The sequence below is a fragment of the Mycobacterium seoulense genome (assembly GCF_010731595.1).
Classification (GTDB): Bacteria; Actinomycetota; Actinomycetes; order Mycobacteriales; family Mycobacteriaceae; genus Mycobacterium; species Mycobacterium seoulense.
Genome location: NZ_AP022582.1, coordinates 2901837 through 2928477 on the forward strand (window position 1 = coordinate 2901837; position 26641 = coordinate 2928477).

A 26641-nucleotide genomic window follows, 5' to 3' on the forward strand; every position below is an offset into this window, starting at 1 on the left:
GTTTGTTTCAAGCTCCCTGACGAGCCGGTTTAGGCTCGACAACCCAATCCCGTAGCCCGTCATGACACCCTGCGCCGGACCTCGGCCGAGCGCAGCGCGGACCGGAAAAGCGGGCCGATCACGCCCGCGAGTTGGTCCGGGCGCGCGATCGTGGCGTGTGCGGCGCTACCGAACACCCGGCGCAGCGATTGCACGTCGGTGCCCGCGCCGACGGTCAAGCACACGCAGCCGGTGCCGCGGCGGCGGGCCTCGGTCAAGGCGCGGCGGGCATCGGCGGCACCGTAGGCCCGCTCGTAGCCGTGGTCGTAGGCCAGTCCATCGGACAGCACCACCAGCAGCCGTCGCGACGTACCGCCGCGCGCCTCCAGCACCGCCGATCCGTGCCGGATGGCCGCGCCCAGGCGCGAATACGCTCCCGGCTCGAGGCTGTTGAGCCGCCGCATGACTCGGGCGTCGAGGTGGTCGTCGAACCGCTTGACCGGCACCATGTTCACCGCGTGCCGGCCCTGCGAGTAGTAGGCGTAGAGCGCGACCCGGTCACCCAGGTCGTGCAGGGCGACCATGAGGTTGGCGACCGCCGTGCGCTGTTGCTCGTGCACCGTGCGCCCGACCGTGCCGGGCTCCGCGGCCGACCCCGACACATCGAGCAGAAGGAGCACCGACAGATCTCGCCGGCGCCGCAGGCTGTCGAGGTACACCGCCTCGTCGGGCACCGACCCCGCCAGCACCTCGACGCGAGCCTCGACCGCCGCGTCGATGTCGATGTCGTCGCCCTGCGTCTGCCGGTGGCGGCGGTGCAGGCCCATCCCGAGCCTAGACAGCGGGCGGCGCACGCTGACCGCGGCTTCGATCGCATGCGTCGCCGACGTTTTGATCTCGGCCTCGACCTCGCGCACGGTGCACCACGCCGGCCGGTACATCCTTCGCCCGACGTCCCATTCCGGGTAGGTGACACCGTCGGTGGACTTCGGCTGGTCCCCGTCCTCCCCGCTCGACGTGGCGGCCAGCGACGTCACCGCGTGCAATCCGCGCTTGGCGGAGTTGGTCCGATGCGTCGGGGTATCCGCGCCGGGTGGTCCCCCGCCGCTCCCGGTCTTGCGCGCCGACGAGAGCATCTTCTTCAGCCACTTGCCGATGAAACCGCCCCCGCCCACCGGGCTGGTGAACATGTCGGGATCGTCGCAATCGTCGGTCTCGCCGTCGTCGAGTTCCGCCAGTTCGCTGGTGGCGGGGCGCCTCGGTACGTGCTGGGGGTTTTCCTTGTCCCGCCGTTCGGCCGCCCGGGCGCAGGCGGCCAGCACCTTCGCCGCGCGGATGACGCCGAATTCCGGTGCCGCATCGCCGATCGCCATCCGCCCGTTGGCGATCCGCAGCGAAGCCGCGGGCGAATCGCTGCGCCGCGCGGTGTCGGGGTCGCCCAGGGACGCCAGCACACCCGGCAGCAGGTCGGCATTGGCGGCGAGCGCGCGGTGCCCCTCCACCGCCAGGTAGCGCTTGGCCACCCGTGGGCGGCGCAGCAGGCGGCGCATCACGTCCGGATCCAGGCTACCGGCCGCGATCATCGACGCCTGCACGGCAACGGCTTCGAGCTGCCCGCGGGCGCTCGCACCGGCATCGACGTGAATGGTCTGGCCGTGGGTCCATGACGGTTCGCCCGGACCCACTTCGGCGACCGCCACGGCCCGGCCCGCCAGCGCGGACGCGAGCATGCCGAGGCCCGGCAACCGGTCACCCCGAACGTCGGTGGACACGCTCAATCTCCGAACCGCCTGGACTCCGTTGACCAAATATCTGTTCCACCGTAGAGTCCGGTGCCACGGCAGTCAATCAGGGCAAGGAGCACATGGTGATTGACTTCACCGGGCAGGTCGCGGTCGTCACCGGCGCGGGCCGCGGACTGGGTCGGCTGTACGCGTTGGACCTGGCGCGCCGCGGCGCCGCGGTGGTGGTCAATGACATCGGGAGCTCGATGCGCGGCGAGGGCACGGACTCCCGCGTCGCCGACGACGTGGTCAACGAGATCAAGACGGCCGGTGGCACCGCGATCGCCTCCTACGACTCGGTCGACAGCCCCGCGGGCGGCCAGGCGATCATCGACGCGGCCGCCGGTGCGTTCGGGCGGTTGGACGCGGTCATCAGCAACGCCGGCATCTTCGGCACCGTCGCATTCGAGGACCTCTCGCTCGACGACTGGTCCCGGATGCTGCGGGTGCATCTCGACGGCGGCTTCCATCTGTCGCAGCCGGCGTACCGCGTGATGAAGAACAACGGGGGCGGCCGGTTCGTGTTCATCTCGTCGTCCGCCGGGATCTTCGGTCAGCCGATGGAGGCCCACTACGCCGCGGCGAAGGCGGGCCTGGTGGGGTTGACGAACGTGATCGCGATCGAGGGCGAGGCGCACGGCATCGTCGCGAACTCCGTTATGCCGACCGGCTTCTCACGCATGGTGACCGAGACCGTCGGCGACGAGAAGTTCCTCGCCGAATCCGGCTTCATGCAGGCCATCAGACCCGAACTCGTCGTGCCGCTGGTGACCTTCCTCGCCAGCAGCGCGTGCAGGTTCACCCACCGCAATTATTCGGCCGCCGCCGGCCGCTACGCGCGCGTGTTCGTCGGACTGAGCGAGGGATGGCTCGCGGACGCCCAGAGCCAACCGACGGCCGAAGACATCCAGGCGCACCTCGAGGAGATCTCGTCGACGGAGAAGTTCTTCGTGCCCGCGTCGATCGTGGACGAGGTGCTCGAAGTATGTGCGCGACGCGGCGTCAGCGCGATGCCGGGCGGGGCCGACGTCGCCTTCCCCGAACCACCGGGGAGCTAGGGCTACGCGCTGTCGCCGACGTTGTTGACCGGCTATCGGCTCAACCGTAAAGTCCGGCTAGGTCGCAAATTCACCAGAGAACAAGGAAAAGTGGACTTTTCATACCCGGCGGAAGTGGAGCAGTTCCGCATCGAGCTGCGCGACTGGCTATCGGAGAACCTGACCGACGAGCTGGTGGCCGCGCGTCGGCCCTCCGGACGCGATGACGCCGCGTTCGAGATGCTGCGCGCGTGGAGCGCGACGATGGCCGATGCGGGCTGGGCCGCGGTCTCGTGGCCTCGCGAGTACGGCGGCCGCGGCGCGACGGTTCTCGAGCAACTGGTCTACACCGAGGAAACCACGCGGGCCCGAGCCCCCATGCCGCTCAACGTCATTGGGCTCAACAACATCGCGCCGGCCATCATGCAATACGGAACGGAGTCACAGAAGCTCGCGCTGCTCCCCCGCATGATGCGCGCCGACGACATCTGGTGCCAAGGGATGTCGGAACCCGAAGCGGGGTCCGATCTCGCGGCACTGCGCACTCGCGCGGTGCGCGATGGTGACGACTTCGTCGTCAACGGCCAGAAGATCTGGACGTCGCTCGGGCATCGGGCGGACTGGTGCCAGCTATACGTGCGCACTGATCCCGAAGCGCCCAAGCACAAGGGCATCTCCTGCCTGATCGTCGACATGACACTGCCCGGCATCGAAGTGCGTCCGCTGGTGACGCTCAACGGCGACGCCGATTTCGCCGAGGTCTTCTTTCACGACGTGCGCGTGCCGGCGGACGCGTTGCTCGGGCCGCTGAATGGCGGCTGGCGGGTGGCCACCACCACGCTCAGCCACGAGCGCGCCGGCGCTGCCCGGCTGTACGCCGAAATGCAGGTTCGGCTCGAAGAATTGGCCGACGACATCGCCGCGCACACCGACGCGCTCGCAGACCCCGTGACTTTGCGGCGCCTCGGTGAAATCGCGCTTCGCATCAAGTATCTGGAAGTCCTGTGCCAGAGGTCGATCTCGGCCACGCTGCACGGCGGTGACGCGTTCGGGTCGGCCAGCCTCGCCAAGACCGTGTGGGGGGAAATCGGGCAGGACATGGCCGCCCTGGCCTTCGACGTGCTGGGCACCAGCGGCGCCGGCGCGCCGTGGGCGAACTACCGCCTGACGTCGCGCTCGCTCACCATCGCGGGCGGCACCAGTCAGATCAACAAGAACATCACCGCCCAGCGGGTTCTGGGGTTGCCGCGCACATGAACCTCGAACTCACCGACGAACAGGTGGCGCTGCGCGACACCACGCGCCGCTATCTCGCGGAAAAGGCGTCCGTCTCCGATCATGTGCGCCCGCTGCTCGACGGCCCGACCGGCACCACCGAACCTGTGTGGCGCGGCCTGGCCGGGCTCGGGACCACCGGCCTGCTGGTGCCGGAGGACTACGGCGGCGCCGGCATGACGATGGTGGAGGCCGGAATCGTTGCCGAAGAACTCGGTGCCGCCCTGCACCCGGGCCCGTGGTTGTCGACCGCGGTCGCCGCGGCCCGGGCGCTGACGCGGCTCGGCGCCACCGCCGCCGCGGCCGAGCTGCTCACCGGGATCGCCGACGGCACCACGGTCGCCACCGTGTGCTTCCTGAATGCCGACACCGCGTCGGTCGCCGCGAGCCGCCAAGGCGGCGACGTCGTGTTGCGAGGCGAAATCGCCGCCGTACCCGACGCCGCCGCCGCGGACGTGCTGTTGGCCCTCGCCGAGGACGACGGCGGTCCAGGGCTTTTCGCGGTGCGGACCGCGTCGCCGGGTGTCTCGGTCGCCCCCGAGCGCGGTATCGACCAGACCCGCAAGCAGTTCCGGGTGGCGTTCGACTCGGCGCCCGCACAGCGACTCGCCACGGCGTCACCGGCGGATGCCGCGGCGGTGATTGACGACGTGTTGATCGCCACCGCCGCCGACGCGCTCGGTGCCGCGCGAGCCGTCATGACCATGGCCATCGAATACGCCAAAACCAGAACGCAATTCGGGCAGCCGATCGGCTCGTTCCAGGCGGTCCAGCATTTGTGCGTCGACATGTTCGAGACCGTCGAATTGGCCCGCAGCGGTGTGATCCACGCGCTGTGGGCCGCCGACAACGCCGACGCCGACGAGCGGCACCAGTCCGCCATCCGGACGAAGGCGTTCGCCGGGCGCCTCGCCACGGTGGGCGACACGGCCATCCAGGTGTTCGGCGGAATCGGCTACACCTGGGAGCACGACGCGCACCTCTACCTCAAGCGCCTGCTGAGCTGGAGCGCGTTCCTGGCTGGGCCGGACCGATACCTCACCGAACTCGGTGCGCGCCTTGCGAACAGGGGTCATCGGTGATGGATATCGAATACCTCCTCACCGCCACCCGCTCGGCGCGCAAGACGCTCGACGTGGACGCGCCGGTCGACCTCGCGGACATCCGGGAGTGCCTGCGCATCGGTTTGCAAGCGGCCAACGGGTCCAATCAGCAGTCCTGGCGGTGGCTCGTGGTCAGCGACCCGGCTTTGCGCAACGAGATCGCCGAGCTGTACCGCGCGGCGTACCTGCTGCGGGTCGGTGGCCGGCTGATCGCCGACCTGATGCCGGGGGGGACGCCCGAAGGCCGGATCATGTCGTCGACGGAGTGGTTGGTCACCAACATGGCGAGGGTTCCGCTGCTGGTGATTCCCTGCTACCAGCCCTACCTGCCGCGCATCGAGGGCGACGAATCATTTCACCAGGCCACACTCTACGGCTCGATCTTCCCGGCAGTGTGGAACTTTCAGCTGGCGCTGCACACCCGGGGCTACGGCACCTGCATCACCACCCTGCATCTGCATCGCGAGCAGGAGGTGCGGCGGTTGCTCGGGATTCCCGAAACCTATGTCCAGGGATGTCTGCTTCCGGTGGGCCGGCTGCGCGCCGGGCACACGTTCCGGCCCGCCCGGCGACGGCCCGTCGGCGAGGTGGTCGCGAGTGACGGTTGGGACGGGCCCGCGTTCTAGAATGGTCCCCGTCACCGCCGCTATGCAGCGCATTCGTCGCGCCCGGTCTGATAACCTTTAACAAAGATTTGGTTCGGCGAGAGGGACGAATGCGAATGGATGCCAGTCCGCAGTCGTCCGGATGCGCGCACCGCTGATCATGCCGAAAGCGGAGTCATTGCGAGCCGGCGCCACAGCCGATCTGGGTACGCGCCGAACCGAAATCCTGACCACGGCGGCCTCGTTGATCGCGCAATCGGGATTACGCACGTCGTTGCAGGAGATCGCCGACGCGGCCGGCATTCTGCCCGGCAGTCTCTATCACCACTTCGAGTCCAAAGAAGCGATCCTCATCGAGTTGATCCACCGCTATCAGGACGATCTGGACCGGATCGGGCAAGCCGCGCAAGCGAAGTTGGACAAAGCCGACCCGCGCCCCGTCCCCGAGCAGATTGTCGAGCTGGGCTCGGCCATCGCCAACTGCGCCGTGCAGCACCGCGCCGCGTTACAGATGTCGTTCTACGAGGGGCCGAGCACGGACCCGGAGTTGATGAAACTGACGCAGCAGCGGCCCGTGGCCATCCAGGAGGCGATGCTGCAGACGCTGCGCGCCGGCAGGTGGAGCGGCTACATCAAACCCGACATCGACCTGCCCACGTTGGCCGACCGGATCTGCCAGACCATGCTGCAGGTCGGCCTTGACGTCATGCGTCACAAGTCCCCCGCCGACCAGGTGGCCGCGCTGCTTTGCCGAATCATGTTGCAGGGGCTGGCAACCCGGCCGCCCACCGACTCGGCGCTCGACCGGTCCAATGCCTTCGCAGCCGCCAGGGACGTCATCGCAACGTGGTCGGACGACAGCGAGGCCGACCCCAGCGACAAGGCGGCGCACGTCCGCGCGGTGGCGCGAACGGAATTCGGCCGCAAGGGCTACGAGGCCACCACCATCCGGGACATCGCCTCCGCGGCCGGCCTGGGCACCGGAACCGTCTACCGGGTGATCGGATCCAAGGACGAACTTCTCGCGTCGATCATGGAATCGTTCGGCCGCAAGGTCGAGGCAGGCTGGGTCGACGTCCTGCGCGCGGATGCCACGCCCATCGAAAAGCTTGACGCGCTGAGCTGGGTCAACGTCAACGCCCTCGATCGGTTCTCCGACGAATTCCGCATTCAGCTCGCGTGGATGCGGCAATCACCGCCGGACACTCCCAACCCGGGCTGGCTGTACGCGACCCGGCTTCGGCAGATGAAAACGCTTCTTTCCGAAGGCATCCGCTCCGGGGAGATCAGTGTGGACGCGGCATCCACCACGATGCTCGCGCGGTGCGTCATCGGCCTGCAGTGGATACCGGAGAACATTCTTGCCGAGGTCGGCAAACGCGCCGCGCTGGTGCACGTCCGCGACACGGTTTTGCGTGGCGTCGCGGTTCGCGCCGGGTAGGTGTTGAACCAAAAAACTGTTACCCATACAGTTGGGCGATTAGAACCGCGTTGGCAATGAACGAGAAGGGGATTTCCATGACTATTGTCGATCGGTTGCGCTACGACGGCAAGCGGGCTCTTGTCGTAGGCGGCGCCACCGGCATGGGTGCGGCCGCGGCCAAGTCAGCGGCCGAGTTGGGCGCCGAAGTGATCGTGATGGACTACGCGCCGGTGAACTACGACGTCGCCAAGTCCATCCAGGTGGACCTGCGCGATCCCGCATCGATCGACGCCGCACTCGAGCAGTTGGACGGTCCGGTCCACGCCTTGTTCTCGGCCGCCGGCATCGCCGACGGAACAACCGACCTGATGGCGATCAACTTCATCGGCCACCGCCACCTCATCGACCGGCTGCTCGAGAAGAACCAGCTACCCTCGGGCTCGGCGATCTGCTTCATCTCCTCGGTCGCCGGCATGGGCTGGGAGAACGACCTGGAGCTGCTGACGGAGTTCCTCGCCACGCCGGACTTCGCCTCTGCGCAGGAGTGGGTCAAGGCGCACGAAGCCGAAGGCATCATCCACTACGGCTTCTCCAAGAAGGTCGTGAACGCCTACGTCGCGACCCAGGGCTACCCGCTGCTGAAGAAGGGCATCCGGATCAACGCGATCTGCCCCGGCCCCACCGACACCCCCCTCGCCCAGGCCAACGCCGACCTCTGGCTCACCTTCGCCCAGGACTACCGCGAAGAGACCGGTTCGAAGGTGCACACCCCGGAGCAGATGGGTGACGTGATGGCGTTCCTCAACAGCGCCGCCGCCTTCGGCATCAGCGGGATCACGCTGCTGGTGGACTACGGGCACACGATGGCCTCGCTCACCAACGCCTACCCGCCGGGCAAGCCGATCATCGACATCATCATGGGGCGCGTGAAGCTTTAGTAGCAGCCGTCGGGTGCCCGGCCAGCCGGGCGCCGAGCCGCGAGCGCCCGGCTGACCGGGTGCTCGGCGCGCGAACGCTACCGTCGGGGGCATGGCACGGATCATCATCGTCGGCGGCCACGGCAAGGTCGCGCTGCAACTGGCCCGCATCCTGAGCCAACGCGGTGACGAGGTGGGTTCGGTGTTCCGTAACCCCGACCACTCCGACGACGTCGCCGCCACCGGCGCCACGCCGGTGGTGGCCGACATCGAGGCGCTGGACACCGATGCCCTCGCCGGCCTGCTTGCCGGGCACGACGCGGTCGTCTTCTCGGCGGGGGCCGGCGGCGGCGACCCGGCGCGGACCTACGCCGTCGACCGCGACGCCGCCATGCGGGTGATCGACGCCGCCTCGCGGGCCGGCGTCCGGCGATTCGTGATGGTCTCCTACTTAGGGGCGGGGCCGGATCATGGTGTGCCGAGCGAGAATTCGTTCTTTCACTACGCGGAGGCCAAGGCGGCGGCCGATGCCCACCTGCGCGCCAGCGGTCTCGACTGGACCGTTCTGGGACCGGGGCGGCTCACCCTCGAACCGCCCACCGGTCACATCACCCTCGGCCGGGGCAAGGGCGAGGTCTCGCGGGCCGACGTCGCGCTCGTGGTGGCCGCCGCGCTCGCGGACGATTCGACCGTCGGCCGAACGATCGACTTCAACAACGGCGAGACACCGATCGCCGACGCGTTGGCAAGCAGAATCCGAAGGCCGGGGTAGGCTCCGGTACGCAGCTGGTTTGCCGTCGCCGCAACCGTGGCGCCGGCATCGAGCGAGGCACGTTAGACATGCGACGCGAGAGGGAACCCGGTGGAAGTCCGGGACTGTCCCGCAGCGGTGAGCAGGAACGACCGCCGTCACACGCACTGATCGAAAGATTGGGAAGCGACGGCCAGTAGGAGCACCGGTCGGTGCGCGCCTGCGAGTCCGAAGACCTGCCGGCTGTGCCGGGCGCGCCGCGTCCGGCGGTTCATCGCCCCGTGGAATGGGCGTATAGCTGAAGGCGTTGCGGTTGTGCGAAAGGTGCACACCGGAACGGGTCGGCTGCACGTCCTCCGGCGGTGACCACCCCGCTGATTGATAGGACCAGATCGTGACCTCTCAACCATTCACCGCCACCGTCATCGGCTCCCCCCGCATCGGCCCGAAACGCGAACTCAAGCGCGCCACCGAGGGCTACTGGGCCGGACGAACCAGCCGGGCTGAACTCGAAAACGTCGCCGCCACACTGCGCCGCGACACGTGGAAGTCACTCAACGACGCCGGCCTGGACTCGGTTCCGGTGAACACCTTCTCCTATTACGACCAGATGCTGGACACGGCGGTGATGCTCGGCGCCTTGCCCGCCCGCACCGCACAGGTCTCCGACGATCTGGACCGCTACTTCGCCGCGGCGCGGGGCAACTCCGACGTCGCGCCGCTGGAGATGACCAAGTGGTTCGACACGAACTATCACTACCTGGTTCCCGAGATCGAGCCGACGACCACGTTCTCGCTCAACCCCGACAAGGTGCTTTCCGAGCTGAAAGAGGCTCTCGGGCAAGGGATTCCCGCCCGCCCTGTCGTCATCGGGCCGATCACGTTCCTGCTGTTGAGCAAAGCTGTCAACGGCTCAGGCGCTCCCGTCGATCGGCTCGAGGAGCTGGTGGGAATCTACGCGGATCTGCTGTCCTTGCTCGCCGACAACGGCGCGCAGTGGGTGCAGCTCGACGAGCCGGCGCTGGTGACCGACATCTCCCCCGATGCGCCGGCACTGGCCGAGGCCGCGTACAACGCGCTCGGGAAATCGGCCAACCGCCCGGCCATCTTCGTCGCGACCTACTTCGGCGATCCCGGCGCCTCCCTGGCCGGGCTGGCCCGCACCCCGGTCGAGGCGATCGGCGTCGACCTGGTTTACGGAGCCGACGCCGCCGTGGCGGGCATTCCGGAGTTGTCCGGCAAGACCCTGGTGGCCGGCGTCGTCGACGGACGCAACGTCTGGCGCACCGACCTGGAGGCGGCGCTCGGCAAACTGGCCACCCTGCTGGGTTCGGCTGCCACGGTGGCGGTTTCGACCTCCTGCTCCACGATGCACGTCCCGTACTCGCTGGAACCGGAAACCGAACTCGACGACGCGCTCCGCAGCTGGCTAGCGTTCGGGCAGGAGAAGGTGATCGAGGTGGTGACGCTCGCGCGCGCCCTGCGCGACGGGCGCGAGGCCGTCGCCGAGGAGATCGCGGCGTCCAACGCCGCGGTGGCCTCCCGCAAGAGCGATCCGCGGCTGCACAACGACGGGCTGCGAGCCCGCATCGACTCGATCGTCGCCAGCGGCACCCACCGCGGCGACGCGGCACGGCGCCGCGCCAGCCAGGAAGCGCGGCTGCAGCTGCCGCCGCTGCCGACGACGACCATCGGCTCCTACCCGCAGACCTCCGCGATCCGCAAGGCGCGCGCGGCGCTGCGGGCCGGCGAGATCGACCAGGCGGAGTACGAGAAGCGGATGCGCGAGGAGATCGCCGGCGTCATCAAGTTGCAGGAGGAGCTCGGCCTCGACGTGCTGGTGCACGGCGAGCCCGAACGCAACGACATGGTGCAGTACTTCGCCGAGCAGCTGGAGGGGTTCTTCGCGACGCAGAACGGCTGGGTGCAGTCGTACGGCAGCCGCTGCGTGCGGCCGCCGATCCTCTACGGCGACGTGATCCGCGCCCACCCGATGACCGTCGAATGGATCACGTACGCGCAGTCGTTGACCGACAAGCCGGTGAAGGGCATGCTCACCGGTCCGGTCACGATCCTGGCGTGGTCGTTCGTCCGCGACGACCAGCCGCTGGCCGACACCGCCAACCAGGTGGCGCTGGCCATCCGTGACGAGACCGTGGACCTGCAATCCGCCGGCATCGCCGTGATCCAGGTCGACGAGCCGGCGCTGCGGGAGCTGCTTCCCCTGCGCCGCGCCGATCAGGAGGACTACTTGCGTTGGGCCGTAGGGTCTTTCCGCTTGGCCACCTCGGGCGTCGCGGACTCCACGCAGATCCACACCCACCTGTGCTACTCGGAGTTCGGTGAGGTGATCGGGGCCATCGCCGACCTGGACGCCGACGTGACGTCCATCGAGGCGGCACGCTCGCGCATGGAGGTGCTGGACGACCTGAACTCCGTCGGCTTCTCCAACAGCGTCGGCCCGGGCGTCTACGACATCCACTCACCGCGGGTGCCGAGCACGCACGAGATGGCCGAGTCGTTGCGCGCGGCGCTGAGAGCCGTGCCGGCGGAACGGCTGTGGGTGAATCCCGACTGCGGGCTGAAGACCCGCAACCCCGACGAGGTGACCGCGTCGCTGCGGAACATGGTCGCCGCGGCGCGGGAGGTGCGGGCGGGGGCTTGAGGTTTCGTGGTTACGCTCGCGGGCGTAACGCCAGGGCGACTATGGGGCAACAGATTCCGCCCGGGCGTTACGACCGCGGGGCTCGCTCGCCTACTCGGAAACCACCTCGACGGGGACGTCGTCGGCCCACGGCTGCCGGGTCACCATGTCGGCGACGCGGACGATGCCGCGCTCGAACTCGCCCGTCGCCGCGTCCACCAGCCGATAGGCCTGGATCTGCTTGTGGATCGGCTGGGCGTCGAGCAGGACCACCCGCACCTCGCCGGGCTCGAAGTGGCAGCGCTCCTGCAGCGCGGCGATCAGCTGCTCGTTGTGCATGTGGCCGTCACCGAAATTCCAGCCGATGGCGGTGCTGCAAATGCGCTCGCCGTCGATGAGGATGTAGTCGTCCTCGTTCTGGCCCGCCATCGCGCGGTGCGCCAGCGTGAACAGCGCGCGGCCGTGAGTGTTGAACCCGCGGAACGCATATCCCATGTAGAGCGGGATCTGGGCGGCCTCCGGGCTGCCGTAGAACCGCTCCAGCTGAGCCTGCGGCATGCTCGCGATCGCCACGATGCCCCGGGTGATCTTGTCGTTGGCCGAGGGTTTGATGCACCACAGCGTGGTGTCCCAGTTCCCGGCGTAGTACCGCATCCCGGGCAGGAACGAGATTTTGCGTGGAAACAGGTTGCCCAGCAAGACGATTCCCGCGATGACCACGAACAGGATCGCCACCACCACCGGGTGTCTCAGGTCGCGTAGGCCCAGCCTGGCGTGCGCGACGAACAACGCGAGCACGCCGTAGATCATGAAGACGTTCCACTCCAGCGGGACGCCCATCGGGATCGACACGAGAATGCCCAAGTGGAAACAGACCATGACGATGGCCGCCACCGTGATCGGCCAGCCGCTGTGGCAGAAGAACAACGGCAGCGGCACCAGCATCTCGATGGCGGTGCTCACGTGCGCCACCCAGCGCGACAGCCGGCCGGGCCGCAGGTCGTCCGGGAACCTCTCGAAGAACTGCCGCTTCAGCCACCGGGGACGCACCAGCGGGTTGTTGGACATCATCGTGGAGATCACGAACGGGAAGTGCTTGTTGAGCTTCGAGGTGGCGGCGCCCATCCAGATGACCAGGAACACCACCTTGGACGCGACGATCATGTCCACCCCGCCGAAGAGGAACGTCACCGCCATGGTCGCGTAGACCTCGCCACGCGCGGCCAGGAAGATGACCTTGTCGCGCAGGCCGAGCACGCCGAGCAGCAGCAGGATCAGCACGATCTTCCAGGCCGGCAGCAATCCGACCGTCGTCCCGAGCTCGGGCATCGGCCCGGTGCCGTCGGCGAACAACGCGCTCAGCGTCACCAGCAGAAACAGCGCGTACAGCGCGACGTCGATCGGCTTGCGCTTGGTGCCGCCGGTCAGGGGCACTCGGTCCGGCCACGGTGGCAGCCGGATGGTGCCGAATCGCATCCAGTACAGGATCGAGCCCATGGGCGGAAAGAACCGGTTGTTCAGCGGCCCGAACCCGCAACCCAGCCCGATCACCTCGAACAGCATCGTGTAGAGGACGACCTTCTCGAAAGCGATGGGCTCCGACCACCACGACGCGACGTTGGTGAAGCCGCCGAACCCGTTGGTCGCCGAGGCGAACAGCCAGGCGCCGAGGATGTAGAGCAGGATTTTGACGACGTAGAACAGGTGCAGCGCGACCGGCGTGCCGAAGCCGACCTCGGCCCAGTGCTTGGCCATCGGACGGATCTTCTCGCTACGGGTGCCCTTGTTCCACTCGGCCATGTCGAGCTGCGGCAGCTCAGGCTTGAGAAATCCCATGGTGGTCAGATTAGAACGTGTTCTAGGCGCGCGGCACCCGAGCCGGGCAAGAAACCTTTGCCCACGACTTGGGCGACGGATAGCGTTAAGGCGGGTCGGCACGGGCCTTAGGAGACGTCACCATGAGCAGACTTCGAATCCTCAGCTCGGTCGCCGTGTTGGCCGTCGCCACCGCCGTCGCACCGGCCGCCCGGGCCGACGCGCCGGGGCCGGGCGATGCCTGCACGGTGCTGCATGCGACCACCCAGGACGCCAACAACAGGACGATGTGGTGCAACCCGACGATGACCGGCGCCCACGACCTGGTGTGGCAGTACGGCGGGCCGGGCTAAGCCGCGGTCGCACGCGTCGGAGCGTGAGCTGAGGGCTTTCAGTGTGCATCCAGGGCGAGAAACCCGCGGAATCTGCGCCTTGGATGCACACTCAAAGCCGTGAGAGCACACGCGATTTCACTCCCGGAAGATGCCCGGCGCGATCACCGGCGCCCGCTCGAGCGCCCGCCGATCGACCACGACGTTGAGCGCGTCGAGGTCGCCCGCCCGCAGGTCGGCCAGCGCGGCCACAGCGGAGAGAAACCTTTCCCGCTCAGCCGGTTCCACGACGTCTCCAGCGAGCTCGGCGAACTTCTGCACGTACTGGGGCCGCCGGAACGGCCGCGCGCCCAACGGATGGGCGTCCGCCACGGCCAGCTCGTCGACGATCACTTCACCGCTCTTCAGCGTGACCTCGGCGCGCGCCCCGAACGCCCTCTCCGCCGGATCAGCCGCGTGGTAGCGGCGGGTCCACTCCGGATCCTCGACGGTGGAGATCTTGCGCCATAGTTCGACGGTGTCGGGCCGGTGGGCACGCTCGGCGGTGTAGGAGCGTTCGTGGTGCCAGCTGCCGTCCTGCAGCGCGACGGCGAAGATGTACGGCAGCGAGTGGTCGAGCGTCTCCCGTGACGCGTCCGGGTCGAACTTCTGCGGATCCCCCGAGCCCGTTCCGATCACGACATGGGTGTGGTGGCTGGTGTGCAGCACTATCGTGGCCACCTCAGCGAGGTCACCGACGCGTGCCCGCAGCCGCCGCGCCAGGTCGATCGGCGCCTGGCTCTGATACTCCGCCGAGTGCTCCTTGGTATAGCTGTCCAGGATGGCGCGCTTGGGTTCACCGGGCGCGGGCAGCGGCACGTGGTATTCCCGCTCCGGTCCACCCAGCAGCCAGGCGATCACCCCATCCTCCCCCTCCCAGATGGGCGCCGGCGATGTCTCGCCGCGCATCGCGCGGTCCACGGCCTCGATGGCGACCTTGCCCGCGTGCGCAGGGGCGAACGCCTTCCAGCTGGAGATCAGACCCTTGCGGGACTGGCGGGTGCTGGTGGTGAGGTGCAGCGCCTGGCCGACCGCCTGATAGATCGTCTCGGTGTCGAGCCGCAGCATGGTCCCGATGCCGGCGGCCACGGCCGGACCCAGATGGGCGACGTGGTCAATCTTGTGCTCGTGCAAGCAGATTCCACGGCACAGGTCGATCTGGATTTCGTAGGCGGTGGCCAGGCCACGGATCAGGTCGGCACCCCCCAGCCCCAGCTGCTGGGCGACCGCGACCAGCGGGGGGATGTTGTCACCGGGGTGGGAGTATTCGGCGGCCAAAAACGTGTCGTGGTAATCGAGTTCGCGCACCGCGACACCGTTGGCCCAGGCGGCCCACTCGGCCGAATAGGCGCCGTCGACGCCGAAAACCCTGGCCCCGGGCGACGCGGGATGGGCCAGTGCCTGCTGTCGCGCCACGGTGACCGGCCGCCGCAGCACGGCGGCCGCGCTGACCGCCGCGTTGTCGATGATCCGATTCGCCACCATCTCTGCGGTTTCCGGCTCGACGGCGACGGCGTCAACGGCGACTTCGGCGATCTTGGCCGCCAGGTGTTCGGCGCGGGGGAAGTCGTCGGAGCTGCGCCGCGTCCGCACCGTATGGATCAACACAAACCCGCACCCTATGACCGGCAAGAACGCCTGCGGAAATCTCCGTTAACCCACCGCCACCGGGACCGGCCGAGGTGTAGTTTGCTCCTGGGGCGGTGCCTAGGTTGAGGAGCCAGCCGTGTCAGAGGTCGATTATTGCGTGGTCGGAGCGGGATTCGCGGGCTTGACGGCCGCCCTGCGGTTGAAACAGTCAGGCCATTCGGTGGCCTTGCTGGAGGCGCGCGACAGGGTCGGCGGCCGCACCTTCACCGAATACCGTCCCGACGGGACGTGGATCGATCGCGGCGGCGCGTGGATCGGACCGGGCCAGGACCGGATCTACGCGCTGATGGACGAGTTCGGCGTGGCCGAGTACAAGCAGCACAACGACGGCGACGCCATGATGATCATCGACGGCAAGAAGCACCGCTACGGCGGCACCGTCCCCTGGACGATGAGCCCGTGGGCTGTCGCCAACCTCGGCGTCGGCCTGCTGTCGATCGAAAAGATGGCCAAAACGCTTCCACCGGAAGCCCCCTGGGATGCCAAACACGCCGACGAATGGGACCGCATCAGCGTCGGGGAATGGATCGAACAGAACACCATGTCCAGGCAGGCCCGTGAGATGCTGGACATGGCCTTCGCCGGCCTCTACACCTCGGCGGCGTCAGAGACGTCGTTGCTGTGGGGGTTGTTGCAGACGGCGTCGGCGGGCGGACTGACGTTCGCGATTTCGGGCAAGGGCGGCTCCCAGGACGCCCGCCCGGTCGGCGGAATGGGCGCCATCTACGGGCGCGTCACTGCCGAACTCGGCGACTCCGTGCACCTGTCGCAGCCGGTCCGCCAAATCGCCCAGGACGCCGACGGGGTGACGGTGACCGCGGCCGACCTGACCGTGCGGGCCCGGCGGGTCATCGTGGCGATCCCGCTGGCGATCGCCTCGTCGATCGTCTACGAGCCGATGCTTCCGGTGGACCGGGCGATGCTGCACCAACGCATGCCGAGCGGCGCGGTCATCAAGACGTCAATCGTGTACGACGAGCCCTTCTGGCGCGCCGACGGACTGTCCGGCCAGTCGGCCGCACCGGGGACCCCGGCCACCCTGACCATCGACGCCTGCACTGACACCGGCGACCCCGGCGTCATGTGCGTCATCAGCGAGGGGCCCGCGGCGCGGCGGCTGACGAAGCTCAACGAAGCCGAGCGCAAGGCGGCGCTCGTCGGCGAGCTGGTCGACCGATTCGGCGAGAAGGCCAGAACGCCGCAGGAGTACCACGAACAGAACTGGACGATCGAGCGCTACTCCGGCGGCGGGATGATCGGCCACGCCCCGACCGGCGTGCTCACCGAATTCGGTTACACCCTGCGCGAGCCGTGTGGCCGCGTCCACTGGGCCGGGACGGAGAGCTCGGCCGTCATGTGCGGGTGGATCGACGGCGCGATCCGCTCCGGTGAACGCGCCGCCACTGAAGTCCGGGAAGCCGAGACCGCCGCGGTCGCCTGATCAAATCACATGGCCACGTCTTTTCAGTGGCCTGGTTCAATCCCGCGGGCCCGTACATTTGGGTTGCGTTGGCCGAAATCGTTGGCTAGCGAACAAATCGGGAGGGAACGGGTGCGCGCGAAGGCAATCGACATAGTGGCCGTCGTGGCGGCCATCGCATCGGCCGGACTGACTCTCTTGCCATGGATCGATGTGAGCCCGTTGGGCTTGCCCATGCGCTGGAACGGTCTGGGCATCTACATCGGCGAGCATGGCGAACACTATGGTGCTCTGTTCACCGGGCTGGTCAACGGCACGCCGGGCTGGGTCGTGCTGATCGCCTCGATTGCGGCCGGCGGCGCGCTGCTCGGCGCGAGCCGAGTGCGGGTGCTCGGACTCGTCGCGTGTGGATGCGCGGTCGTCGCATTCCTTAGCGCGGTCTTGTGTTTGGTGTATCCGGCGGTACTGGCAGGCGATGCCAAGCCCGAATTGGGCATATCTGTGGTCCCGGACCGGGAGGTGCTGAACTCCTGGGCGCTGATCGCCGAAGCCGCGTCCACTGGCGTGCTGGTGGTGTGCGCCGCGATCACAGCCACGAGAAGCACCTTCCGCCACCCCGAAAAGTCGATGGCGGAGGAGACGACGAGGACGCCCCCTAGCTAACCAGCCTGCTTAGCGGGCGGCCGGTAGAAGATCACCAGCTGGCCGATCGCCCCGGCCAGGCCGAGCACGACCGAGATCAGCAGTCCGCGCCAGCCGTCCATCCAGTTGTGCCCGAACACCACGTAATCCAGGCTGAGCTTTCCGGCGCCCAGGGTGGCGACCGCGACGGCGCTGACCGCCAGGACCAGGTTGTACTCCCAGCCCTCCTTGACGATGAAGAAACCGTTGGCCCGGTGCACGGTCCACGCCGCGACCAGCATCAACGACACGAAGCCCGCCGCGGGGATCGGGGTGAGCAGCCCCGCTGCCAGGCCCAGCCCGGCGGCCATCTCGGTCGTGGCGGCGACGGTGGCGTGGAACGTGCCCGGCTTCATGCCGATGCTCTCGAACCACCGCGCGGTGCCCGGGATGCGGCCGCCGCCGAAGAATTTGTTGTAGCCATGCGCGGCCAACGTCACGCCCAACACCAGCCGCAGGATCAATAACCCGACGTCGTAGGGAGTCATACCTGCAAACCTAGATCATGGGGCGCACCGGAGGACAGGAGCGCCGAGCAGCTAACTCCGGTGACCCGTGTGGGAACATTGCGGTCGTTCCGACGTTGGCCGATCAGCAGCTGACCAGAAGGGGGTGCACCACGGCGCGTATCGCACGAGGCAGCGGCGCCCCCCGTGACGCGTCTGGGGTCGCTTCTGACGGGCAATCCGTGGTGTCACTCGACGGCACAGCAAGTCACCCCCGGGAGTTGCTGGGCAACAAGGGCCACGGCATCGAGGTGATGCGCCGGCACGATCTGCCGGTCCCACCCGCGTTCTGCATCACCACCGAGGTGGGCCTGCGTTACCTCGCCGACCGCCGGGCGGCGATGGACGCGATCTGGGACGACGTGCTCGACCGGATGAGTTGGCTGGAGGCACAGACCTCCCGCACGTTCGGACGGGGTCCGCGTCCCCTGCTGGTCAGCGTGCGCTCGGGAGCCACGCAGTCGATGCCGGGCATGATGGACACGATCCTGGACCTCGGTATGAACGATGACGTCGAGCACGCTCTGGCCGCCGCCGATGCGGCGTTCGCCCGTGACACCCGCCGGCGGTTCGAGGGCATGTACCGGCGCATCGTCGGCGTAGGCGACCGCGAAGCGGTGCCCGCCGACCCTTATGCGCAGCTGCGCACCGGCATCGAGGCGGTGTTCGCCTCGTGGAACTCGCCCCGGGCGGTCGCCTACCGCGCCCACTACGGCGTCGACGATCGCAGCGGCACCGCCATCGTCATCCAGGCGATGGTGTTCGGCAACCGCGGCTCCGATTCCGGTGCGGGCGTTCTCATTTCGCGCAACCCCATCACCGGCGACAACGAGCCGTTCGGCGAGTGGCTGCCCGGTGGGCAGGGTGACGACGTGGTGTCCGGTTCGGTTGACGTTGAACCGATCGCCGCCCTGCGCGACGAACAGCCCGCCGTCTACGACGAGCTGATGGACGCCGCCCGCCGGTTGGAGCGACTCGGGTCCGACGTTCAAGAGATCGAGTTCACCGTCGAAGACGGCAAGCTGTGGCTGCTGCAGACGCGGGGCGCGGAGCGATCGGCGCAGGCCGCGGTGCGGCTGGCGCTGCAGCTACGGCACGAGGGGCTCATCGACGATGCCGAAACGCTGCGTCGGGTGACTCCGGCGCACGTACAGACGCTACTGCGGCCCGCCTTGCAGCCCGAGATACGCTTGGCCGCAAAGCTCTTGGCCAAGGGCCTGCCGGCCTGCCCGGGCGTGGCGTCGGGCAAGGCATACACCGACGTCGATGAGGCACTCGACGCCGTGGAGCGCGGCGAGTCGGTGATCCTGGTCCGCGACCACACCAGGCCCGAAGACGTTTCCGGCATGCTGGCCGCCCAGGGCATCGTCACTGAGGTGGGCGGCGCGGCCAGCCACGCGGCGGTGGTCAGCCGCGAACTCGGACGGGTGGCCGTGGTGGGTTGTGGCCAGGGGGTCGCCGCGTCGCTGGCCGGCAAGTGGATCACCGTCGACGGCGCCGAAGGCGAAGTGCGCGAAGGCAATCTGAGCTTGTCGGCGTGGTCGGAGAGCGACACGCCCGAGCTGCGGGAGCTGGCCGGCATCGCGCGGCGGATCAGCCCGTTGCGCGCCCACAGCTCCGGCGATCACGTGCGGCTGGACGACACCACCCCGGCCGCCATCGCGGCGGCCATGAAGAGCGGGCGCACCGACGTCGTCTCGGCCACGCCGCTGATCGTCATGCTGACCGCGTTGCGCCTGGCGAACGGGACCACCCCATGACCGAATTGGCGGTCCTGCAGGCGGTTCGGCTCAAAGGCCGGGTGCGTCCCACCGACCTGGCCGCGACGTTGCACCAGGATCTTGCCGGCGTGACGGCAGCGATCGAGCAGCTCACCGCGTCAGGTCTGCTGGCCGACGGCGCGACGGTGCGGATCACCGCCGCCGGGCGCGCACGGCTCGCGGCGCTGCTCGACGAGGAACGCAGGCGCGCCGATCATTCCGCGCTGGCCGCCGCCTACGCCGACTTTCGCTCCGTCAACGCCGATTTCAAATCGGTGGTCACGGATTGGCAGCTCAAGGGCGGGTTCGAGGGCACCCCCAACCCCCACGACGACGCGGCATACGACGCCGCGGTGCTGGCCCGCCTCGGCGAGGTGCACGCGCGGGTGCTGCCGATCATCGAGGCGGCCGCGGCCCAGCTGCCGCGGTTGTCCGCTTACTCGGCGAAATTGGTTGCGGCACTGGATAAAGTGCGAGACGGCGACACCGCCTGGGTGACCAGGCCGCTCGTCGACTCCTACCACACCGTGTGGTTCGAGCTGCACGAGGAGCTGATAACCGCCGTCGGCCTGACGCGGGAGGAAGCGGCCAGGTCCGGCGACGCCCACTAGCTACAGCGCCGCGTCGAGCAACCGCAGGTAGGCATCGATGTCGGGAACGGCCGACTCCGCCGCGTGCACGCTGATCGCGATGGTGTCGCCGATGCCGTGCACACCGTGCGTCAGGCCCATCACCGGTGACAGTGCCGGGTAGCCGGCCGTCAGGGCCACCCGGGCGCCCCCGAACGTCAGGTCGGCCGGCCCGCGGTGAACGCTGGACACGACGGTGTTTCCGGACACCTGCACGGGACGGACGTCGGTGTCGAATTGAGCCACGCCCCAACGCAATAGGGGGGCGGGCACCGCCGCGAAAGCGCGGTCGGCGTAGCGCGTCGCCGGATGCGCGAAGCGGCGCCGACCGTCGGCCAGCTCCGCCGCGATCCGCTCGGCGCGCGCCTCCCACCCCAGGTTCGGATACAGCCCCACCACGACGTTGCCGAAGTGGTTGTGAGCATGCGGCACACCGGGCTTGGCCATCGGGACCTCGGCGCCCAGCGTATCGGCGGCGCCGCCGAGCAGGTTGGACAGCGCGGTGGACACCGCGCTCAGCACGCCCACGGTCACCGTGGGACCACGCGCCTGGCTTCGGCGTCGCAGCAGCGTCCGCACCGAGCGGGCCGGTCCGGGACGCGCGTTCGTCGGCAGCAGGGGGCGGGGACCGGCGCTGGGCGCCAGCAACCCCGCGCCGATGTCGCGCTCCAGCCGGCGATGGGCGCGGACCGCCTGGGCCGCTCGCCACGGCAGCAAGCCCGTCCGCAGCCGCCGCACCGCGGGCACCGGATGGGACCGGCCGAACAGCCAGGCGGCCATCGCGGACGCCCGCGCCCCGTCGGCCAGTGCATGCGCGACCTGCATGACCGCCACACTCCCCGGTCCGGTGACGCCCGGGATGTCCAGCACCGGCGTGAAGACGTGCAGCCGCCAGGGCATGCGGCGAACGTCGAGCTGGTCATCGGCCAGCGCGACGACGGCCGCCAGGCAGCCCGCCCAGGTCTGCTCGTCGAGGTCGTGGCGGACCACCCGCTCCGGCGTGACGGTCGCCGGCACCCACTGCGGGTAGGTCAGCGGACTCCCGTCTCGCACCCGCGTCGTCAGCTCCGGGCAGGCGCGCGCCCGTCGGCAAACCTGGTCGACGGCGGCGGGGTAATCCGACGGTTCGCCGTCGAAGGCGTACAGCAGGAACTCGTCGTTGGGGATCTTGGCCGACATCCAATAGAACTGCGCATCGACGGCGGCCATCCGCTGCGCGGCCATTCAGCCGGGTGAGCCGATGAACCCGAGCACCAGGTCGGCGACCTTGTCGGGCTGTTCGAGCTGCAAGAAGTGTCCCGCGTGTTCGACGATGGCCACCTCGCTGCCCGGCGGCAACACCTTCTCGGCCCAGCGGGCGAACGCCGCTGTCATGCAGCCGTCGTCGCGGCCATGCAGGTACAGGCACGGCCACACGGGTTCCTCGGTCCACAGCTTGTTCAATTCGGCGTACCGCGCCGGCGGCGGGGTGTTCCGGATGGTGGCGCGGTAGGGGCCCAGCGCCGCGCGCCAGCTTTCGGGCGTCCCGATCGCCGCGTCGACGTGGCGCAGGTCCTCGTCGGCGTGGTAGCCCGGCGACCACCGCCGCCACAGCAGCGGCAGCACCCAGGAGGCGGAACGCTCAGGCAGCCATGGCAATTGGAAGTACATGATGTACCAGCTGCGCACCAGCTGACGCGCCAGATGCGCGCCCAACCGCGCACGCTCGGCGGCGCCGGCCTTGCGACGGAAGGCCGCCGACGGGGGAACCGACATGATCACGGCCTTGGCGAAGGGGCTGTCGGGCATGGCGGCCAGACCGGTGGTGGCGATCGCACCCCAGTCGTGGCCGATCACCACGTCGTGGGGGGTTCCGCCCGCTGCCGCGCGCGCCCGCAGGGCGTCGTCCATCAGCGCGCCGACGTGATAGCTGCCGTCGGCGGGAATCGACGACGGCGCGTATCCGCGCATGAACGGCGCCACCACCCGCCAGCCCGCCTCGACGAGCCGGGGAGCGATCTTGCGAAATCCGTAGGGGGTGTCGGGGAATCCGTGCAGGCACAGCGCGACGGGGGCGTCGTGCGGCCCCCAAGTGAGCGCCTTGAGGTCCCCAGCGGGGCTGGGCACGTCGATCCAGCCTGGTCCACCCATGTTCACTCCCTGCTCGGCGCGTCCGCAGGGACCAACCTAACGCGTGCGGCCCGAAGACGCACCGACCGCATACCGCGAGCGGTTAAATTGCCGCTGCGACAGGGAGTTTCGCTATACCTGCGCGGCGGCCCTGTCCAGCTCGGCGATGACGATCTTGCGCATGCCATACATCGCTTGGGTGGCCGCCGCGGCGCGGGCCCGATCGGGATCGCCGATCAACTCGTAGAGCCGGTCCGGGACGATCTGCCAGCTCAGGCCGAAGCGGTCCTTGCACCAGCCGCATTGCGACTCCTCGCCGCCGTCGGTCAGCCGCTCCCAGTAGTAGTCGACCTCGTCCTGGTCCTTGCAGTGGACGGTGAAGGACACCGCTTCGTCGAACTGGAAGTGCGGGCCGCCGTTGATGCCGATGAACCGGGTGCCGTCCAGCACGAAGCTGCCGGACAGGACCGAGCCGGGCTCGCCGGGCCCGGCCTCGGTGGTTCGGTTGAAGCCCTCGATGTGCGAGTTGGGGAATACCGAGGTGTAAAACCTCGCGGCCTCCTCCAGATCGTGGTCGAACCATAACGACGGGGTGATCGATGGCATGGGCCGCGGCCTCCTTATCGGCTCGGTGGTGCTGTCTCCAGATAGACCGCCGCGACCGCGGAAATTCATCGCGTCATCGACCCGCGCAACGGTGCTTAAGCCCCCTATGTAACGTCAGGTCGCATGAGCGCGGTCAGCAGCGTCCCCCAGACGGTCGAATTTTCCGGCGTCGGCGGGATCACCCTGGTCGCCGACGAGTGGAATCACGGGACCGACGGGGCGGGCCGGCCGAGTGTCCTGATGCTGCACGGTGGCGGCCAGAACCGGCATTCCTGGAAAAGCACCGGTCAAATCCTCGCCGACGAGGGTCTGCACGTCGTGGCGCTCGACAGCCGCGGGCACGGGGACAGCGATCGCGCACCCAACGCCGACTACGACGTGGAGACTTTGACGGCCGACGTCCTGCAGGTGATCGAGGCGATGGGCCGGCCGGTGATGATCATCGGGGCGAGCATGGGCGGACTCACCGGCATCCTCGCCGCGCACCGGGCGGGGCCGGCGAAGGTGACCCGATTGGTCCTCGTCGATGTGGTGCCCCGATTCGAGAAGGGCGGCAGCGCCCGCATCCGCGATTTCATGATCAGCGGCCTCGACGGTTTCGACTCGCTGGAGCAGGCCGCCGACGCCGTGGCGGCCTATCTGCCGTACCGAGACAAGCCGCGCAGCCCCGAGGGGCTCAAGAAGAACCTGCGCCTGCGGGACGGCCGGTGGTACTGGCACTGGGACCCGGCGTTCATGACCAAGCCCGGCGACGACCCGGAGCTGCGCACGGAGAACTTCGAGCAGGCCGCCAAGAGCCTGTCGATCCCCGTCCTGCTGATCCGTGGGAAGCTGTCCGACGTCGTCAGCCCCGAAGGCGTTCGGCATTTCCTGGCCACCGTCCCCCGCGCGGAGTTCGTCGAGCTGTCCAACGCCGGGCATACCGCGGCCGGCGACGACAACGACGCGTTCAGCGACGCCGTGGTGAAGTTCGTCAAGCGCCACTGAGCCCGCTTCGCCGCTAGTCCTGATGGCGGCGACCCGCTTCGCCCCGCTACGCGGCGCTCGCGATCCCCGCTGGTCCCGATGGCGGCGACCCGCTTCGCCCCGCTACGCGGCGCTCGCGATCCCCGCTAGTTGGCCGGCTTCTCGGCGTGCCCACCGAACTGCTTGCGCATGGCCGACAGCGCCTTATTGGCGAAGTCATCGAGTGACCGCGAGGCGAAGCGGGACTGCAGCGCGGTCGTCAGCACCGGCGACGGCACCCCCTCGTCGATCGCCGCAATGGCCGTCCAGCGGCCCTCCCCGGAGTCCGAGACTCGGCCGGAGAATTCCTTGAGGTCCGGCGAGTCGTGCAGCGCGATGGCGGTCAGGTCGAGCAGCCACGAGCCGATGACGCTGCCGCGCCGCCACACCTCGGCGACGTCGGGGATGTCGAAGTCGTATTGGTAGAACTCCGGGTTCGACAGCGGCGCGGTTTCGGCGTCACCCTCTTGCACCTGCTTGCCGATGTCGGCCCCGCGCAAGATGTTGAGTCCCTCGGCGAGCGAGGCCATCATCCCGTACTCGATGCCGTTGTGCACCATCTTGACGAAGTGCCCGGCGCCGGACGGCCCGCAGTGCAGGTAACCCTTTTCCGCTTGGCCGACCTCGCCGTCGCGACCGGGCGTGCGCGGCGCCGCGTCCACCCCGGGCGCGACGGTGGCGAAGATCGGCTCGGCCTGGGCGAACGCCTCCTCGTGGCCACCGATCATCAGGCAGTAGCCGCGCTCCCGGCCCCACACACCGCCGCTGGTGCCGCAGTCGAGCAGGTGAATTCCCTTGTCGGACAGAGTCTTCGCATGCTTGATGTCGTCGCGGTAGTACGAGTTGCCGCCGTCGATGACGATGTCGCCGGGCTCCAGCGTCTGGGCCAGCTCCTCGATGACCCCCGTCGTGATGGTCCCGGCCGGCACCATCACCCAGACGACCCGCGGAGCGGTCAGCTTCTCGGCGAGCTCCTTCAGGGACGACACCCCGGTAGTCCTGTCGTCCCCCGCCATCGCCTTGACCGCGTCGGGGTTGTGGTCGTAGACCACGCATTCGTGTCCGTCCTTGACGACGCGGCGGACGATGTTCGCGCCCATCCGGCCGAGGCCGATCATGCCGAGCTGCATCTCTTTCCGTCTCCTTACTGTGACGACGTGTTCTTGGGCAGCCACGGCTCTTGCCAGCTGCGATGACCATGCAGCAGCGACTGCGCGGCGTCGGGGCCCCACGAGCCCCGGTCGTAGTGATGGATCCGGCTCGGCTTGTCCAGCACGGGCTGCACGATCCGCCACGTCTCCTCGATGGCGTCCTCCCGGGCGAAGAGCTGGCGGTCCCCGGTGAGCGCGGCGTACAGGAGGCGTTCATAGGGCCGCACCGCTTCCCCGAGGTCCTCGGCGAACGACGAGTCGAGGTGGACGTCGTGCCATCCGTCGCCGACTTGGGCGGACAACTGCAGCCGCATCCCCGGATCGGGATCGATGCGCAGCACGATCTGGTTGGGCTCGGGCGGCCGGCGGTTCGGCAGAAACGAGAATCCCGGCACGTGGTGGAGGAACATCCGCACCTCGGTGACCTTCTCCGGCAGCGCCTTTCCGGCGCGCACGAAAATCGGCACCCCGGCCCAGCGCCAGTTGTCGATCTCGGTCCGCAGCGCGATGTAGGTCTCGGTTTGCGAATCCTCCGCGACCCCGTCGACGTCGGTGTAGCCGCGATACTGGCCGCGCACGCACCGCTCGGGATCCAGCGCCGGCATAGCCCGGAACACCTCGGCCTTCTTGTCGTTCAGGTCGTCGGCGCTGGGACCGACCGGCGGCTCCATCGCGACCAGCGCGAGCACCTGCAGCAGATGGTTTTGCACGACGTCGCGCAGCGTGCCCACCGCGTCGTAGAACTTGCCGCGGTCCTCGATGCCGAAATCCTCGGCCATCGTGATGTGGATTTCGGAGATGCTGTCGCGATCCCACAACTTGGCCAGGGCGTTGTTCGCGAAGCGCAGGTACTGCAGTTCCTCGACGGGCTGCTTGCCCAGGAAGTGGTCCACGCGCAGGATCTGATCCTCGTCGAGCACCGCGCGCAGCCGGGCGTTCAGGTCGCGCGCCGAGGCCAGGTCGTGGCCGAACGGCTTTTCCACCGCGACGCGCGCGCGCTCGAGCAGGTCGGCCTTGGCGAGGTTTTCGACGATCGGCGCGAACAGGGACGGCGGCATTTCCAGGTAGTACAGCGGCCGGCAGTCCGCGCCGATCTCCTTGGCGAGCCGGCCGTACAGCTGTTCGTCGGTGACGTCGCCGTGCAGATAGGACAGCCGGCGCGCGAGCCGGTCGAACACCGCGTCGTCGAACTTCTCACCGGACGCCTTGATCGCCTCGCGAGCCCGCTCGACCAGCTTCTCGAGCGGCATGTCGTCACTGGCCACGCCCACGATCGGGATGTCGAGCAACTTGCGAGCCTCGAGGCGGTACAAAGCGCGGTAGGTCATCTTTCGCGCCAGATCGCCGGTGATGCCGAAGATCACCAGCTTGTTCGAAGAGTTATCACCGCCGTCAGCCAAGCCCGCACCTCCGAAAGTCG

The 26641-nt window shown here is 68.6% G+C and carries 23 protein-coding genes and 1 riboswitch; of the genes, 14 read left to right on the forward strand and 9 right to left on the reverse strand.

Going from position 1 to position 26641, the window contains the following annotated elements; genetic code table 11:
* Positions 1–59: 59 nt before the first annotated feature.
* A complete protein-coding gene (locus G6N37_RS13200; protein WP_163685004.1) occupies positions 60–1709 on the reverse strand; it encodes a nitric oxide reductase activation protein NorD in 1650 nt (549 codons plus the stop codon).
* A gap of 137 nt (positions 1710–1846) precedes the next feature.
* Here G6N37_RS13200 and G6N37_RS13205 point away from each other — a divergent pair, with 137 nt between their 5' ends.
* The 8 genes from G6N37_RS13205 (at position 1847) to metE (ending at position 11539) form a co-directional block, all read left to right on the forward strand.
* Positions 1847–2821 carry an SDR family NAD(P)-dependent oxidoreductase gene (locus G6N37_RS13205; RefSeq protein ID WP_163685006.1) on the forward strand — a complete coding sequence of 325 codons (975 nt, stop codon included), beginning with the start codon at positions 1847–1849 and terminating at the stop codon, positions 2819–2821.
* 90 nt (positions 2822–2911) lie between these two features.
* A complete protein-coding gene (locus G6N37_RS13210) occupies positions 2912–4057 on the forward strand; it encodes an acyl-CoA dehydrogenase family protein (protein ID WP_163680963.1) in 1146 nt (381 codons plus the stop codon).
* A complete protein-coding gene (locus G6N37_RS13215) occupies positions 4054–5157 on the forward strand; it encodes an acyl-CoA dehydrogenase family protein (protein WP_163680966.1) in 1104 nt (367 codons plus the stop codon). The genes G6N37_RS13210 and G6N37_RS13215 overlap by 4 nt, the downstream gene beginning before the upstream one ends.
* Positions 5157–5804, forward strand: coding sequence for a nitroreductase family protein (locus G6N37_RS13220; RefSeq protein ID WP_163680968.1), 648 nt, complete (start codon positions 5157–5159; stop codon positions 5802–5804). The genes G6N37_RS13215 and G6N37_RS13220 overlap by 1 nt, the downstream gene beginning before the upstream one ends.
* 139 nt (positions 5805–5943) lie before the next feature.
* Positions 5944–7224, forward strand: coding sequence for a TetR/AcrR family transcriptional regulator (locus G6N37_RS13225; RefSeq protein WP_163685008.1), 1281 nt, complete (start codon positions 5944–5946; stop codon positions 7222–7224).
* 77 nt (positions 7225–7301) lie between these two features.
* Entirely contained in the window at positions 7302–8144 is an 843-nt protein-coding gene (locus tag G6N37_RS13230) for an SDR family oxidoreductase (RefSeq protein WP_163680971.1), read from the forward strand.
* Positions 8145–8235: 91 nt separating this feature from the next.
* Positions 8236–8895 (forward strand): SDR family oxidoreductase, encoded by a 660-nt coding sequence (locus tag G6N37_RS13235; protein WP_163680975.1) that lies wholly within the window; start codon positions 8236–8238, stop codon positions 8893–8895.
* A gap of 56 nt (positions 8896–8951) precedes the next feature.
* Positions 8952–9115: riboswitch (cobalamin riboswitch) on the forward strand.
* Positions 9116–9268: 153 nt separating this feature from the next.
* On the forward strand, positions 9269–11539 hold the full coding sequence (gene metE, locus G6N37_RS13240; protein WP_163680977.1) for a 5-methyltetrahydropteroyltriglutamate--homocysteine S-methyltransferase: 2271 nt from the start codon (positions 9269–9271) through the stop codon (positions 11537–11539).
* 90 nt (positions 11540–11629) lie between these two features.
* Here metE and G6N37_RS13245 read toward each other — a convergent pair whose 3' ends face one another.
* Positions 11630–13354 (reverse strand): DUF3556 domain-containing protein, encoded by a 1725-nt coding sequence (locus G6N37_RS13245; protein ID WP_163680979.1) that lies wholly within the window; start codon positions 13352–13354, stop codon positions 11630–11632.
* 122 nt (positions 13355–13476) lie between these two features.
* On the opposite strand from G6N37_RS13245, the gene G6N37_RS13250 reads away from it, so the two are divergent.
* Positions 13477–13686, forward strand: coding sequence for a hypothetical protein (locus tag G6N37_RS13250; RefSeq protein ID WP_163680981.1), 210 nt, complete (start codon positions 13477–13479; stop codon positions 13684–13686).
* A gap of 117 nt (positions 13687–13803) precedes the next feature.
* Here the strand turns inward: G6N37_RS13250 and prpD are convergent, their stop codons facing one another.
* The gene (prpD, locus tag G6N37_RS13255; protein ID WP_163680983.1) at positions 13804–15312 is read right to left on the reverse strand and encodes a 2-methylcitrate dehydratase PrpD; all 1509 of its coding nucleotides are present in this window, start codon (positions 15310–15312) and stop codon (positions 13804–13806) included.
* A 118-nt stretch (positions 15313–15430) separates the two neighbouring features.
* On the opposite strand from prpD, the gene G6N37_RS13260 reads away from it, so the two are divergent.
* Both G6N37_RS13260 and G6N37_RS13265 read left to right on the forward strand, forming a co-directional pair.
* Positions 15431–16795, forward strand: a complete 1365-nt coding sequence (locus tag G6N37_RS13260) for a flavin monoamine oxidase family protein (protein WP_163680985.1) — start codon at positions 15431–15433, stop codon at positions 16793–16795.
* 144 nt (positions 16796–16939) lie between these two features.
* Positions 16940–17437, forward strand: coding sequence for a hypothetical protein (locus tag G6N37_RS13265; protein ID WP_232074972.1), 498 nt, complete (start codon positions 16940–16942; stop codon positions 17435–17437).
* On the opposite strand, the gene G6N37_RS13270 is transcribed toward G6N37_RS13265, so the two are convergent.
* Positions 17434–17943 (reverse strand): DoxX family protein, encoded by a 510-nt coding sequence (locus tag G6N37_RS13270; protein ID WP_163680990.1) that lies wholly within the window; start codon positions 17941–17943, stop codon positions 17434–17436. The genes G6N37_RS13265 and G6N37_RS13270 overlap by 4 nt on opposite strands.
* Before the next feature lie 140 nt (positions 17944–18083).
* Here G6N37_RS13270 and G6N37_RS13275 point away from each other — a divergent pair, with 140 nt between their 5' ends.
* Together G6N37_RS13275 and G6N37_RS13280 are read left to right on the forward strand one after the other, a co-directional pair.
* Positions 18084–19721: a pyruvate, phosphate dikinase gene (locus G6N37_RS13275; RefSeq protein ID WP_232075536.1), complete on the forward strand. Its 1638-nt coding sequence runs from the start codon at positions 18084–18086 to the stop codon at positions 19719–19721.
* On the forward strand, positions 19718–20332 hold the full coding sequence (locus G6N37_RS13280) for a MarR family transcriptional regulator (protein WP_163680996.1): 615 nt from the start codon (positions 19718–19720) through the stop codon (positions 20330–20332). Before G6N37_RS13275 ends, G6N37_RS13280 begins: the two co-directional genes overlap by 4 nt.
* Here G6N37_RS13280 and G6N37_RS13285 read toward each other — a convergent pair whose 3' ends face one another.
* The 3 genes from G6N37_RS13285 to G6N37_RS13295 all read right to left on the reverse strand — a co-directional run bounded on the left by G6N37_RS13285 (position 20333) and on the right by G6N37_RS13295 (position 23065).
* Positions 20333–21574: a WS/DGAT domain-containing protein gene (locus G6N37_RS13285; protein WP_174813827.1), complete on the reverse strand. Its 1242-nt coding sequence runs from the start codon at positions 21572–21574 to the stop codon at positions 20333–20335. It lies immediately after the preceding gene.
* A complete protein-coding gene (locus G6N37_RS13290) occupies positions 21575–22480 on the reverse strand; it encodes an alpha/beta fold hydrolase (RefSeq protein ID WP_163680998.1) in 906 nt (301 codons plus the stop codon).
* Positions 22481–22591: 111 nt separating this feature from the next.
* On the reverse strand, positions 22592–23065 hold the full coding sequence (locus tag G6N37_RS13295) for a VOC family protein (protein WP_163681001.1): 474 nt from the start codon (positions 23063–23065) through the stop codon (positions 22592–22594).
* Positions 23066–23188: 123 nt separating this feature from the next.
* On the opposite strand from G6N37_RS13295, the gene G6N37_RS13300 reads away from it, so the two are divergent.
* A complete protein-coding gene (locus G6N37_RS13300) occupies positions 23189–24052 on the forward strand; it encodes an alpha/beta fold hydrolase (RefSeq protein ID WP_163681003.1) in 864 nt (287 codons plus the stop codon).
* A gap of 125 nt (positions 24053–24177) precedes the next feature.
* Here G6N37_RS13300 and gnd read toward each other — a convergent pair whose 3' ends face one another.
* A complete protein-coding gene (gnd, locus tag G6N37_RS13305) occupies positions 24178–25200 on the reverse strand; it encodes a phosphogluconate dehydrogenase (NAD(+)-dependent, decarboxylating) (RefSeq protein ID WP_163681007.1) in 1023 nt (340 codons plus the stop codon).
* Between the two features lie 14 nt (positions 25201–25214).
* Complete coding sequence (locus G6N37_RS13310; protein ID WP_163681010.1) at positions 25215–26621, reverse strand: glucose-6-phosphate dehydrogenase; 1407 nt, start codon at positions 26619–26621, stop codon at positions 25215–25217.
* Between the last annotated feature and the right edge of the window lie 20 nt (positions 26622–26641).